This window comes from Pseudomonas sp. NFACC16-2, assembly GCF_900119205.1.
GTDB classification, from domain to species: domain Bacteria; phylum Pseudomonadota; class Gammaproteobacteria; order Pseudomonadales; family Pseudomonadaceae; genus Aquipseudomonas; species Aquipseudomonas fluorescens_Q.
This window is the reverse complement of record NZ_FPIX01000001.1, coordinates 429,092-441,913: the sequence shown is the minus strand read 5'-3', so window position 1 is coordinate 441,913 and position 12,822 is coordinate 429,092. Positions and strand designations below refer to the sequence as shown.

Genomic DNA, 12,822 nt, shown 5'->3' with positions numbered 1-12,822 from the left:
TCAGACGCTTGGCCAGCAGTAAATACCGGGTCGTTTTTTCGCTGTTCAGATCGAAACCAGAGGTCATCGAGGGCTCAATAGTTACGCTCACGATCAACCAGGCCCAGCATCGATTTGCCCCGTTGATGCCGGCGGATGTTCTCCAACAACACGCCAAAGGCACTTTCAGGCTGAGTCATCGCCGCGATGTGCGGCGTCAACAGTATCTGTGGATGGTGCCAGAAGGGGTGATCCATCGGTGCCGGCTCCTGCTCCAGCACGTCCAGCACCGCGGCGCTGAGTTGGCCGTCGGCAAGGGCTTCAAGCAGGTCCGCTTCCACCAGGTGCCCACCTCGGCCCATGTTGACCAACGCTGCGCCCTTGGGCAGGTGTTGGAACAGCTGGCGGTTGAGGATCCCTCGGGTCTGCTCGGTCAACGGCAGGACGCACAGCACAATGTCGCATTGACCGAGAAAGGCCGGCAATTGCTCATCGCCAGCAAAGCAGGCGACGCCCTCGATGTCATGCTCGCTGCGGGCCCAGCCCGATAAGGCAAAACCAAAGGTCTTCAAGCTGGCGAGTATCTGCCGTGCCTGCAAACCCAGGCCCATGACGCCCACCCGGCGTTGCCCGGCGGGTACCAGCCGGTGCGCTTGCCAGCACCGTTCGGCCTGTTGCTGACGATAGCGCAACATGTCCCGGTGCAGGCTGAGCACGGCGAAACTGGCGTACTCGCACATGCCCTGGCTGATGCCCGGGTCGAGCAAGCGCACCACCGGCAGCATCGTAGGCAACCGGCTCAGGTCAAGTTGATCCACGCCGGCCGACAAGGCAAACAGCACCTGCAGATTCGGCAACAGCGTTTCGACGTCGTCCGGCGCCTGCCAGGCCGCCAGGTACTGGATATCCCGCGGGTCGCCGATGTCTGGCCAGGCACGCCATTCGATGTCCGGCGCGTGTTCGGCGAATAGGCGCCGCCAGTGTTCGCCGCGTACCGGGTCAGCTTTATAGAGCAGGGCCATGGGTCACTTCTCGCCTGAATCAAGGAGCCCCTAGCATGCCTCAACGCTGGAGCAGGATCTGTCGAAAGGGCCGGCGTAGCAGCATCGCACTGCGTTGCAAGGTGCCTCTTGCGGCAGATTCCATGGGGCTGGAATGCCTCTGGAGGATTCTGCTGTTTGCCGGGGTGTAAACAGTCGATCCGAATTTCTCAACGACCAAGTTCGGCTTAGACAATCGCGTCGAACGCTTAACCTGTGAACACACCGCAGCCGCTTCCTGGGTGCGAGGCTCACGATGGGAAATGCCAATGAACAGTAAAGTCGAAGAAACCCCAAGTTTGCTCCGTCAGCGTGATCAATTCGTGCCACGTGGCCTGGTCACCGCGCACCCGTTGGTGATCGATCGGGCCCAGGGCTCGGAATTATGGGACGTGGATGGCAAGCGCTACCTGGACTTCGTCGGCGGCATCGGTGTGTTGAACATCGGCCACAATCACCCCAAGGTCGTCGCGGCCGTGCAGGCCCAGTTGCAGAAAATCTCCCATGCCTGCTTCCAGGTCGTGGCCTACAAGCCCTACCTGGACCTGGCCCAGCGCCTGTGCGAAATGATCGGCGGCCAGCACGCCTATAAAGCGGCATTTTTCACCTCGGGTGCCGAAGCGGTGGAAAATGCGGTGAAGATCGCCCGGGCCCACACCAACCGCTCGGCCGTGATTGCCTTTCGCGGCGGGTTCCATGGCCGGACCTTGCTCGGCACCACGCTGACCGGCATGAGCCAGCCGTACAAACAGAACTTCGGCCCGTTCGCCCCGGAGGTCTTCCACACGCCCTATCCGAATGCCTATCGCGGCGTCACCAGCGCCATGGCGCTCCAGGCGCTGGACGAGCTGTTAGCCACCCAAGTGGCACCTGAGCGGGTCGCGGCCATCATCATCGAGCCGGTGCAGGGCGATGGCGGTTTCCTGTCGGCCCCCGCCGAGTTTTTGCAGGGCCTGCGCGCATTGACGCAAAAGCATGGCATTGTGTTGATTCTCGATGAAATCCAGACCGGTTTCGGTCGTACCGGTAAATGGTTCGGTTTCCAGCACGCCGGTATCCAGCCGGACCTGGTCACGGTCGCCAAGAGCCTCGCCGGTGGCTTGCCGCTGTCGGGTGTGGTCGGCAAGGCCGAGATCATGGACGCTCCACTGCCGGGTGGCCTGGGCGGTACGTACGGCGGTAATGCGCTGTCGTGCGCGGCGGCGCTGGCGGTGATCGAGGCGTACGAGCAAGAACAGCTGCTGGCCCGTGGTGAAGTCCTGGGTGAGCGCTTGCGCCAGGGCCTGCTGCATCTGCAAACGCGTTACCCGCAGATCGGCGACGTGCGCGGCAGCGGCTTCATGCTGGCGATCGAACTGATCAAGCATGACGAGGCGCGCACCCCGGATGCCGACCTGAACCAACGCCTGATCGACGAAGCCCGGGCCGATGGTTTGCTGGTGATCAAGTGCGGGGTGTACCGCAACGTCTTGCGCTTCCTGGCGCCGCTGGTGACCAGCGAAGCGCAGATCGACGAAGCGTTGCAGATTCTCGACGGTGCCTTGGCACGCGTCCTGGGCTGATGCCTGCGTTCATGACGTTTGCCGGGGCAAGCGTCAGTGGCGGTTAATGGAGCGTTGATCGATGGGACATCATCGGAGGCTTTACAGATGAGGCTGACTGAATATCGGGCGTTGTTGATCGACTGCGATGAGGTCTTGGTGGATCGGGACTCCGGCGTCTGGACGGCGTTGCAACCGTTGCTGGAAAACCATGGCGAGCCATTGGACAAAACACAGGTGCTCGCCGATTTTGACGAAGTACTGCAAGCCTTGTACCCGCGTTTCGGTGAATTGGGCTTCAGCGGCTTGCTGTGTTTCGCCCACCGTCAATTGGCCGAGCGCTGGAAGCTCAAAATCAGTTGGGAGGAGGGCATGAGCTTCGCCCGCTCGGCTGCCGGTTGGACGCTGTTCGAGGATGCACCAGGTGCGATGCTCTACCTGCGCAAGTTCTATCGGTTGTTGGTGCAAGGGGATCGCGATGCCGAGGACCGGGGCGTGTTGTGCGAGCGCCTGGGCATCGAGCCTGATGATTTTATTTCGCTGGCGAGCGACCCGTTGCAGGATCACGATTGGCTGGCGGCCAATGGCCTGAGCGCCGAGACGATTCTTCAGGTGACCCGTCCTGGCGCCCGTCCACGGTCGGTTGGGGCTGTCTGCCTGATCTGCCGCAACGCCGATAGGTCGCCCGCGCCCTGTGCGGCGGACTACTGCATCAACAGCATGGCTGATCTGGTCGCTCAGCATCAGCTGTCCTTACGACGCTGATTTTGTTAGAAGATTGTCTTACAAACGGCAGGCAAGAGGTATGCGATGGAAGGTTTAGCGAAACTGGACCGGATCGACATCAGCATTTTGGTAGAGCTTCAAAAAGATGGCCGCATGACCAACGTCAGCCTGGCCGATGCCGTGGGCTTGTCCGCCAGCCCGTGCCTGCAGCGGGTCAAGCGACTGGAGTCGTTGGGGTACATTTCCAGCTACAAGGCCCACCTGAACCTGGCCAAGATTACCGACTCGGTGACGGTCTTCACCGAGGTCACCCTGAGCGACCACAAGCGCGAGGACTTCGCCAAGTTCGAATCCAACATCCGCCTGGTGGATGAAGTACTCGAATGCCACCTCATCAGCGGCGGCTACGACTACCTGGTGCGCTTCATGACCCGCAGCATCCAGGACTATCAGGACGTGATGGAAAGCCTGCTGGACAAGAACATCGGCATCTCCAAGTACTTCAGCTACATCGTCATCAAGTCACCGGTGCGCAAGGATGAGATTCCATTGCGTAAGTTGTTGCGGCATTGAGTTCGGAAACCATCCTGAAACAACTGCGGGAGCGAGCTTGCTCGCGAGGGCGTCGGCAGATTCAGCATTGAGGCAAGCTGATCCACCGCCATCGCGAGCAAGCTCGCTCCCACAAGGGATCTGGGCTTTTATTCCTTGAGGAAGGTCAGCAGATCCTGATTGAGACGATCCTTGTGCGTCTCGGTCAAGCCGTGCGGCGCGCCAGGGTAGACGATCAGTCGAGCGCCCTTGATCAGTGCCGCCGAGGCCCGGCCTGAAGCGTCGATAGGCACGATCTGGTCGTCATCGCCATGGATCACCAGCGTCGGCACATCGAATTTCTTCAAATCGCCGCGAAAGTCGGTAGCCGAGAATGCCGCGATCGAGTCATAGGTATTCTTGCTGCCACCCTGCATGCCTTGCACCCAGAACGACTGGATCAACCCCTGGGATGGCTTGGCGCCCTTGCGGTTGTAGCCGTAGAACGGGCCCGAGGCAATGTCCAGGTACAGCTGCGAGCGGTTCTCCAGGGATGCCTTGCGCAGGCCATCGAACACTTCGATAGGCAAGCCACCGGGGTTGGTGTCGGTCTTGAGCATCAACGGCGGGACAGAGGACACCAGCACGGCCTTCTTCACTCGAGCGGTGCCGTGACGGCCGATGTAGCGAGCCACTTCACCGCCCCCTGTCGAGAAGCCCACCAGGGTGACGTCCTTCAGGTCCAGCGCTTCAATCACCGCCGCCAAGTCATCGGCATAGTGATCCATGTCGTTGCCTTCCCAAGGCTGGCTGGAGCGACCGTGGCCGCGACGGTCATGAGCCACCACGCGATAACCCTTCGAGGCGAGGAACATCATCTGGCCTTCCCAGCTGTCGGAGTCCAGTGGCCAGCCGTGGCTGAAGGTCACGACCTGACCATCGCGCGGGCCCCAGTCCTTGTAATACAGCTGGACGCCATCCTGGGTGGTGATGTAACTGGCGGACTGAACCACGCTGCCGACAGCAGACGCGCTGGCAGCGGCCTGGACAGGTGACGCGGCTTCGGCGCTGAGGGTGGCCAATGCCAGGGTGGCGATAGCGAGGGTGCGGTTGAATGTGTTCATCGTTTCTCTCTCCATAAGGTCGGTTTGATCTGCGGCGATCGTCGTCGATCGCGTTGGTGGGCAGATTAGAGAGAGAGGCCGAGGACGAGAACGGCGCCGGTATCGATAGCAACTATGGGAAAATCGGATAACTGCGTTTCGCTTCGGTTGCGTGTGAATGGTCGGCGCGGGTTATGGTGACCTTGTGGCGAGGGGATAAATCCCCTCGCCACAATTGGCTGCTCTGTACAGATTCACACGGATGAAAGCGGCAGTGTCTTCAGGCCATTTGGCGTTTGAATATGCGCCACCAGGTAGGGAGCTAAAGACGCTTGCCGTGCATGAAGATGAACCGGGCCAGAAAAGTTCATGGCCGTCAGGATCGCGCTGGCTTTTTCCGGATCCGTATGGAAGATCTCCAGCGCCAATAAAGCGCACCCCTTGTCCTGGAGCATGTCCGCAGGATGAGGCCCAGGCGCCCATTGAATGAGGGTGGGGACTGATCCAGCCATGGGAAGGCTGCCATTAGCCGGTATGGTTATTTGCCAGTTCAATGCTCCTCTCGTCATGGGTTCGACATCTCCGACAAGGCCAGGGCAGGCATCACGAGCCGTATGGATATCATCGGTGCGTGCCACCCAGGTCGCCAGGCGTGTCGGCGAATCGGGGGCCAATTGATCGAGGCCGAACCAGCGTGCCCGCTCCGGACGTGGGGCGGACGGGTCCACGGCAATCACTTCGAGGTAGACCCCGGGGCCAAGGTGCAGCAGCCTGTTATGGGTGCCCATGCGTGAGTGGACGCCACCCGGCTGAAGGTCGACGCCCAGCGCGTCAGTCACGAACGCGCAGCCGGTATCGAGGTCTGTTGCCACGATGACGAGGTGATCAAGGGTGGTTTTCATGTGTTCATCCATCCGTGGGTTGGGAACTGTCTGTTGTCATCAACCAAAAGAAGGCATCGGCCCCAGCGAGTGCAAGATCCACATGACCGCCGCCACTGCTGCCAGCACGGCGACCCCTATGCCGATCAGCACCCATTTCAGGATTTTCTGCCCTTTCGACGGCTGGGACTTTGGCCCGTGTGCCTCTACCCTGTGCCGAATTTCCCCGGCGCATCGCGGGCAAGCAGCGGTGTCGTAAGGGAGGAGGGACCCGCATTGATCACAGTTTGTCATGTCGTCACTTCGAGGCTCAAAGGAGGGGCTGCCCTTTATGGGCTCGTAAAAGCGGACCGAACATATGTGGCGCCAGTCGCTTAATATTTGTAGACGATGCCCAGCCTGCCCATGATCTCCAAGGCATTGATCAGGCCCAGGCCGTTCATGGGCAGGCAGGCGAAGGCCTGGTATTCATCGAAGTGCGTACCGATGGCTAACAGCTTCAAGTCATGGGCTTCCAGCTGGGCGTTGAAGTACTGCAGGAGCGCACGCTCCCAATCGTTGGCGCGGTTGATGGCATCGATGGCTTTGCGCTCAGGCGCAGGGATTTCAATGCCCAACTGTCGCAGCGGAGCGAGGGCATTGACGGCATCGATCCCGTAGGACGACCACTCCTTCCATTCGAACCCGGCCAACTGATGGGTCTCGGTGAGTGCTGACTCGATTTGCGTCCAAGCCCAATCCCACTGCCCGGTAGGCGCCGGGATGTTCTGAATGAGCGCCTGCGCGCGCGCCTCGTCGAACAGGCAATCAAACAGATCGGCCAGGGTATCGGCCAAATCGGGCTGCGGCCCGTGTCCCTGGGTGTCCAGGTCGTGGCTCAAGCGCTGCCACAGACTGCCCAGTTCGGTCCAGTCCTCGTCGTCCATGTCGTCATCGATCACCTGGGCCTTATGGCCGCGCAGGTAGTTATCCAGCCGTGTCTTGCGCACGCGTACGCTGCCCTCGGCGAGATCGACCTCATAGCTGCGGTAATCCAGGTAGTTGGTCTGGAAAACGATACGGTCAGCAAACACCTCATGGGCGAGGCTTTCCTCAGCGTCGAAATACGCCGCGCCTTCGCAGTTGCCATGGGCGGTAATGATGCGTTGAAACGACAGTGGGTCGATCGGATTCATGTGGACTGGTCACAGGGAGAAGGGCGAAAGGGAAGTGCGGCGTACGCTGGCCGATATCCGGATCGCGCTGATCGTACACCAAGGCCTGGAGGTTGCTAAGGGGCGGAATGTGGACTGCGTCAACTGGCGGGCGCGTGTTTGGGTCTATGCTTACCTTGCCCCCTTGAATCAGGCCCGCCCATGCACAAACACCGAACAATCCACCGGGAGAACACGTGAAACATTCGACACCGGTTGCAGCGCTGATCTGCCTATTGCTCGGCACGGTTGATGCCTGGGCCGAGGAGTATCAAGTCGTCACCGAAGAGTGGGCACCGTACAACTATCAGGAAAACAATCAGCTCACCGGCATGACCACCGAGATCGTCCGGGCCATCATGGCGCTCACCGGGAATGACTTCGAGTTGCTGTTGCAGCCGAGTATGCGAGCCACCCAGGTACTGAAGACGCGACCCAAGACCATCATGTACTCCCTGTTCCGCACACCGGAGCGCGAGCCGTTGTACAAATGGGTCGGACCGATCGTGGAGGAGTCCATCCACCCCTATCAACTGGCCAGTACGCCGCCGGTGAACTCCCTGGAACAACTGCTGCATGCCCCGCAGATCACCACCCGTCACGCCGGCCTGGTGCCGCAGATGTTGCAGTCGCTGGGCTTCAACAACCTGGATAAAAGCGCCACCGAGAGCAAGCTGCTTTACCGCATGCTGCTTGCCGGGCGCACCGACATCATCGTCGGTGACACCGATGCGGGCGTGGCTTATTACAGCCGTCAGTTGAATATCGCGCCGGGCACCTTGCGACGGATCCCTATCGAGTTGTATCGCTCATCGCTGTACATCGCCTTCAGCCCTGACAGTGAGGATGAAGTGGTGGCGGCGTGGGCCAGTGCGTTGGAGAAGTTGCGGCGTTCCGGAGAGTTGGAGCGGATTCAGCGGCGGTATGAGGGGGCGGTGGGGCAATGAGCGCGCGGAACCGGCGAAAGCCGGCCCCGCAGACCTGCACTCACTTCACGCTCTGCACATGCATGTCGATGGATACCGAGTCATTTTTGTCAGTACTGGCGTGATAGAAGAACCCATAGTCAACCAAGTAGTAATAGTGCTTCAGCGGCACGACCGTCAAGCTTGGGCGCTGTTCACGGCAGCTCAACGCCTTGGCGTTACCGCTCAAGGCTGGGTTCAGTCGTTTGGCTGGCCCTTCACTGTCGACGGTACAGTCGAAGGTTTTCGGTTCCTTGCCCACGGTGCCGATCAGATTGCTGGTGAGGCTGCCCTGGCGGGTAAAGCCCAACTGACTGCCCACAGGCATACGCTGCCAATCGCCACGGAAACTCAGGCTGTTGACCACCTCGGTGTTCTCGGAACGCGTTGCCTGCTCTGTGCCCGATAGCCTGATCAGGCCGCGCCAGTTGATCTGGCGGCCATTGAGGTTTTCGCTTTTGTGAACAATGCTGAGCTGCCGGGTCACAGGGTCAGTGGACAGGAAGTACTCAGTACGCTCCGGCCAACTTTCTTGGGCATGACTGGCGGTGCCTGCCAACTCAATATAAGTCAGCGTCTTGACCGGGGCCGGCATGTGAAGTTGCTCAATGCTCCTCAACACACCTGGGCTGATATCGGGCAGAGCATCCGCCGCGATCGGTGCTTTGGTACGTGACTTGAACGGCGGCAGAGTGGCAATGGTCGTAGGCGCGTTGCACACGAGTTCAAAAACCTTCAACTGATCCTGATCGGCCGCTGTCATCGCCTTGGCCTCGGGAAACATCTCGATTTTCCCGTCAGTGACCTCGTTATTGGCATTGAGGTAATAACGGGCCAACAGCGTGACGTTTCGCGCTGCGCAGTCCAGCGTGTACTGCTCGCGGGTCTGCGTGAAAGGAGACCGACTCAGCGGGTTCAGGCGGGTCTGCGGCTCGTCGTACGCCATCCAGAACTGCACCTGTTTACCGCTTTTGCGCACGCTGCTGTTATCCAGCAACAGCCACCGTTCAGCGTCCCCCTTCATCACCTGGCGCCAATCCGGAGCGGGGAGATTTTTACACGCCTGGGTGAACGCCCGGTTGTTCATCAGCGTGGCGTGATAACGCTCGGGCAACGCTGTTGGCGGGGCATAGTGGCCGCTATTGTTGGCGTAGGAGCGGCGCAGCATGAACGAGTAAACCTGGTTGACCTGAGGTCTGGAGCAGGCCGCCGAAAACTGAACCGTTTGCCAGAAGGGTATGTTCGGCTCGCGGGGGGCAAACACCTGGAAGTTGATGACGTCGCCTTCGCGCATCAGGCTGTTGGGCGTCAACGGCTGAGCGAGCAGGGTGGCTAGCTTATCGGCTGGTGGCTGTTGGCTGGCGCAGGCGGTTAGCAGCACTGAGGCGATGAGAAGGGTAGGGCGTTGCACAGATGTCTCCGGTAAGTCCATTGAGGGAGGCAGGGTGGGGCGATGTCTTGGGGCTGGGGGCTTAGGATAGAGGGAGTGATTAGCTGATGCGAGCCCGGGTCAGCAATCAGGCCGGCCAGCGTCGGTGAAACGACGACTACCGGCCTGTGACACTGCATCGAGCAACAACACGGGTTGGGGCTTGACGGAACGTCCAATGGGTAACTGGTTTACCTACGGGCGCTAGGCCAAAGGTATGACACGGACCCATTCATGTATGAGTTTTATCCTCTACCGTCTTCAAGTAGGCCGCAGGTACCGACTCCACAAGCCAAACGCCGTTGTCCGCCTGAAAGAACCGAACCCCTGCCTGTTTCATACCCTGTACATCAACAGCGAGTAGAACAGGTTGTCCATAGCGCTTGCCGACGGCCATTGCCGTTTCGGGACTTTCAGTCAGATGGACATGGTGCCGACTGCCTGGGATCAAGCCCTGCACCTCGATGGAGGCCATGAAGCGGCTGGCGGTTCCATGATAGAGCTGGGCCGGTGGTGTTTTTTCGACGTGTTGCACCTGGACCTGCCCGGTGCTGTGACCTTGTGCGGCTCGAATGCGTTGGCCATCTTCAGAGAGCGTGAAACGCTTCTTTTCGTTGGTCTCGACCACTTCGTGCAGCATCTGGTAGTCGAAGGTATGGCCATGTTGGTGGGCGTTCGAAATCAGATTATCAATATCGGTCCAACCGTCGCGGTCCAGGACTAGCCCCATGGATTCGGGGGCGTGGCGTAGTACGTAGCTGAGGAGCTTGCTGATGTCGTCGCGTTGTTTCTTGTTCAAGGAAAGGTCCGTTTTCATTGGCTGATTGCAAATAGTACTGTGCTTGGTTGTATGGCGGCACTCAAACGAACGTTGCCCGCAGGCCGACGCGGGCAGTTTCGTTGGCTTTGGCGCACAAGGAAAGGGATTCCCACGGTTTCGTAGGCGTTGTGATGGCTGCGCGGGGAAACGGCGTATCGACTGATTCGGGGGCGTGAGGCAGGCGCATGATGAAATCACTCGCGGCAGTCTTTCTACCGCGCTTGATAGTACTGCGCCCTACGCCTGGCCTCTTCCCGCTCCATTTCTTCATAATGCTTGCGTTCTTCCCGCTCCCTCGCTTGATGGCGCTCGCGGTGTTTCCTGTCTGCTGCTCTGTCCATTTCGCGCTGGTGTTCCCAGTGGCGCCTGTTTGCCTCTCGATAGTCCTGGTTCCGATCACCGGCAAATGCGCCCGCTGAGGTGAAGCCAATCCAGGTGAGTACAAAAATGGCAGCCATTTTCATGTGATTGTCTCTCTGGCGCAGAGGTATGCAGGGGTGTGCCATTTGCGGCTTCCGGTAGACCATAAGGAGGGTCGCGAGTGCACTGCTTTGGGTTGAAAGGGGACGTTCCAAGTGACGTCCCCTTTTTTCTGCTTTCTAGAAACTGTACTTGGCGGTCAACATCATGTTGCGAGGGTTGCCGTAGGCATCACCGCCGTAGCTCACGGAGTTGGCGATGGTCGAGTAGTACTTGCGGTCGAAGATGTTGTTGGCGTTGACCTGCAAGTCCAGGTTCTGGCTGACCCGGTAGCCGGCCATCAGATCGGTGATCGCGTAGCTGCCCTGTTCGAGGCGGTATGTGCTGCCATCAGCCAGCGAGATGTCGTTGTACATACGGCTCTACCAGGAGACGTTGCCGCCCACGCGCAGTTTTTCCAGCGGGCCCTGGAAGTGGTAGCGGGTGGTCAGCTTGAACAGATGCTCCGGCGTGTCGGTGTCGAACTGCTTGTTTACGTTCTGCGGGTTGGCAGCGTCCTTGATGGTGTGTGCGCGCGCGTAGGTGTAGCCACCGCCGACTTGCCAGTTTTCGGTCAAGGCGCCTTGCAGTTCGAAGTCGATACCCTGGCTGCGAATCTCGCCGGAAGCTTCATAGCAGGTTGCCTGTGGGCAGTTTGCGGTAAACAGCTGCACGGCGCGGTTTTCCTGGTCGACGCGGAACAGCGCCACGCTCGCATTCAGCGCGCCATCAAAATATTCGCCCTTGATGCCGACCTCGTAGTTCTTGCCGACGATCGGCTTGACCGGGCTGCCGGAAGTGTCCTTGGAGCTCTGCGGCGTGAAGATATCGCTATAGCTGACGTAGACCGAGTGATGCTCGTCCAGGTCGTAGATCAGGCCGGCGTAACGGGTGAGGTTACGGGTGACCTTGTAGTCACCGTCGCCATCGCGGTTATCGTAGTCGTACCAGTCCCGGCGCCCGCCGAGAATCAGCTTCAACGGGTCGGCCAGGCTCAGGCGTGTGGTGAGATAGACGCCGTCCTGAGTGGTCACTTCGCGCTGGTTGCTGGTGTGGACGAAGTCCGGTTTACCCGCATTGAGCGGCCAGTTGGTGTCGTACGGGCTGTAGTTGTGGGTGGTCATGTCGTAGATGCGCTTGCTGGCGCCCACCACCAGTTCATGGGTACGCCCGAACGCTGCGAAGGGCCCACTGGCAAAGGCGTCTACGCCGGCCTGGTTTTCATCGAAGTCGGCCTGGTAAACCGTGCAGGCCAGTTTGTTGTTGACCCAGCGCGATTGGTAAGAGCCGGAGAATAACGCGTTCTGTTCGGCGTAGTTGGCGTTGACCTGAAGGTTCCAGTCGTTGGCCAGGCGATGACGGACTTCGGCGAATATGGTGTTGATCTCCTGATCCTTGTTCTCCCAATCCGTGCCCGGATTGTAGGAACGTGGCAGATCCAGATGATGGCCGTCCTGGCCGATCATCGAAGAGCCCCAGAAGTAATTGGTCTTGTCCTTCTGGTGGGAAAAACCCAGGGTCAGGGTGGTGTCTTCGCTCAAGTCCGCTTCGGTGACCGCATAAAACAGGCCGTGATCTTCTTCGACATTGTCGATGAAGCTGTTGGCGTCCTGGTAAGAGGTCACGACCCGGCCGCGCAGCGTGCCACTGTCGTTGAGCGGGCTGGAGGCATCGACCTCGCCACGGTAGTCGTCCCAACTGCCGGCGGCACCGGTCAGGGTGACTTTTTGCTCGGCCAATGGCCGCTTGCGAATCAGGTTGATGGCGGCCGAAGGGTTGCCTGCACCCGTCACCAGGCCGGTGGCACCGCGCACCACCTCGACCCGATCGAACATGGCCAGGTTAGGCTGGGCGCCAACGTTAACGCCGTTGTAGCCACTCGGGATGCGGTCATACATCAAGTTGTCGATTTCAAAACCGCGTGCCTTGTAGGTCTGCCGACCAGGACCAGAGGAAAAGTCCAGGAACAAACCGGGCGTCGCCTTGACCACGTCGTTGATGTCGGTCATCGGTTTTCATGTGGAGCGAGGGTTTCCGGTCCGTCGGGGTGTAACGCATTGAGAATGCGTTGATGCAGAAAACCTGAAGTGCGGAGCATGAATGCCCAGGGGAGCAAGTCTCTGCGGCTAATTAATCCAGATGCGTTGCATCTGCG

General features: G+C 59.6%; 11 protein-coding genes and 1 pseudogene. 4 read left to right on the top strand and 8 right to left on the bottom strand.

Going from position 1 to position 12,822, the window contains the following annotated elements; genetic code table 11:
- Positions 1–74: 74 nt before the first annotated feature.
- Positions 75–1,001, bottom strand: coding sequence for a 2-hydroxyacid dehydrogenase (locus BT116_RS01770; RefSeq protein WP_072339491.1), 927 nt, complete (start codon positions 999–1,001; stop codon positions 75–77).
- Between the two features lie 287 nt (positions 1,002–1,288).
- On the opposite strand from BT116_RS01770, the gene gabT reads away from it, so the two are divergent.
- The 3 genes from gabT (at position 1,289) to BT116_RS01755 (ending at position 3,859) form a co-directional block, all read left to right on the top strand.
- Positions 1,289–2,581, top strand: coding sequence for a 4-aminobutyrate--2-oxoglutarate transaminase (gabT, locus tag BT116_RS01765; RefSeq protein WP_072339489.1), 1,293 nt, complete (start codon positions 1,289–1,291; stop codon positions 2,579–2,581).
- 87 nt (positions 2,582–2,668) lie between these two features.
- Positions 2,669–3,325, top strand: a complete 657-nt coding sequence (locus tag BT116_RS01760) for an HAD family hydrolase (RefSeq protein ID WP_072339487.1) — start codon at positions 2,669–2,671, stop codon at positions 3,323–3,325.
- A 45-nt stretch (positions 3,326–3,370) separates the two neighbouring features.
- Positions 3,371–3,859, top strand: a complete 489-nt coding sequence (locus BT116_RS01755) for an Lrp/AsnC family transcriptional regulator (RefSeq protein WP_003203167.1) — start codon at positions 3,371–3,373, stop codon at positions 3,857–3,859.
- 128 nt (positions 3,860–3,987) lie between these two features.
- Here BT116_RS01755 and BT116_RS01750 read toward each other — a convergent pair whose 3' ends face one another.
- The 3 genes from BT116_RS01750 to BT116_RS01740 form a co-directional block, all read right to left on the bottom strand.
- On the bottom strand, positions 3,988–4,941 hold the full coding sequence (locus BT116_RS01750) for an alpha/beta fold hydrolase (protein WP_072339485.1): 954 nt from the start codon (positions 4,939–4,941) through the stop codon (positions 3,988–3,990).
- A gap of 233 nt (positions 4,942–5,174) precedes the next feature.
- A complete protein-coding gene (locus BT116_RS01745; protein ID WP_072339483.1) occupies positions 5,175–5,822 on the bottom strand; it encodes a VOC family protein in 648 nt (215 codons plus the stop codon).
- Positions 5,823–6,175: 353 nt separating this feature from the next.
- Complete coding sequence (locus BT116_RS01740) at positions 6,176–6,976, bottom strand: DUF6630 family protein (protein WP_072339481.1); 801 nt, start codon at positions 6,974–6,976, stop codon at positions 6,176–6,178.
- Positions 6,977–7,191: 215 nt separating this feature from the next.
- Here BT116_RS01740 and BT116_RS01735 point away from each other — a divergent pair, with 215 nt between their 5' ends.
- Positions 7,192–7,941, top strand: coding sequence for a substrate-binding periplasmic protein (locus BT116_RS01735; protein ID WP_072339479.1), 750 nt, complete (start codon positions 7,192–7,194; stop codon positions 7,939–7,941).
- Positions 7,942–7,981: 40 nt separating this feature from the next.
- Here the strand turns inward: BT116_RS01735 and BT116_RS01730 are convergent, their stop codons facing one another.
- From BT116_RS01730 to BT116_RS01715, 4 genes and pseudogenes are all read right to left on the bottom strand, one after another.
- Positions 7,982–9,370: a surface-adhesin E family protein gene (locus BT116_RS01730; protein ID WP_072339477.1), complete on the bottom strand. Its 1,389-nt coding sequence runs from the start codon at positions 9,368–9,370 to the stop codon at positions 7,982–7,984.
- Between the two features lie 250 nt (positions 9,371–9,620).
- Positions 9,621–10,187, bottom strand: a complete 567-nt coding sequence (locus BT116_RS01725) for an RNA 2'-phosphotransferase (protein ID WP_092156355.1) — start codon at positions 10,185–10,187, stop codon at positions 9,621–9,623.
- A 233-nt stretch (positions 10,188–10,420) separates the two neighbouring features.
- Positions 10,421–10,672, bottom strand: coding sequence for a hypothetical protein (locus BT116_RS01720; protein WP_072339944.1), 252 nt, complete (start codon positions 10,670–10,672; stop codon positions 10,421–10,423).
- Between the two features lie 135 nt (positions 10,673–10,807).
- Positions 10,808–12,676: pseudogene (locus BT116_RS01715) on the bottom strand (TonB-dependent siderophore receptor); the annotation flags it as partial.
- Positions 12,677–12,822 lie beyond the last annotated feature (146 nt).

What these genes read in the sequence shown, in the direction of transcription:
- gabT (WP_072339489.1), top strand. Translation starts at nt 1,289, where the DNA reads ATGAACAGTAAAGTCGAAGAAACCCCAAGTTTGCTCCGTCAGCGTGAT.
- BT116_RS01740 (WP_072339481.1), bottom strand. Translation starts at nt 6,976, where the DNA reads ATGAATCCGATCGACCCACTGTCGTTTCAACGCATCATTACCGCCCAT.
- BT116_RS01770 (WP_072339491.1), bottom strand. Translation starts at nt 1,001, where the DNA reads ATGGCCCTGCTCTATAAAGCTGACCCGGTACGCGGCGAACACTGGCGG.
- BT116_RS01755 (WP_003203167.1), top strand. Translation starts at nt 3,371, where the DNA reads ATGGAAGGTTTAGCGAAACTGGACCGGATCGACATCAGCATTTTGGTA.
- BT116_RS01750 (WP_072339485.1), bottom strand. Translation starts at nt 4,941, where the DNA reads ATGAACACATTCAACCGCACCCTCGCTATCGCCACCCTGGCATTGGCC.
- BT116_RS01745 (WP_072339483.1), bottom strand. Translation starts at nt 5,822, where the DNA reads ATGAAAACCACCCTTGATCACCTCGTCATCGTGGCAACAGACCTCGAT.
- BT116_RS01760 (WP_072339487.1), top strand. Translation starts at nt 2,669, where the DNA reads ATGAGGCTGACTGAATATCGGGCGTTGTTGATCGACTGCGATGAGGTC.
- BT116_RS01720 (WP_072339944.1), bottom strand. Translation starts at nt 10,672, where the DNA reads ATGAAAATGGCTGCCATTTTTGTACTCACCTGGATTGGCTTCACCTCA.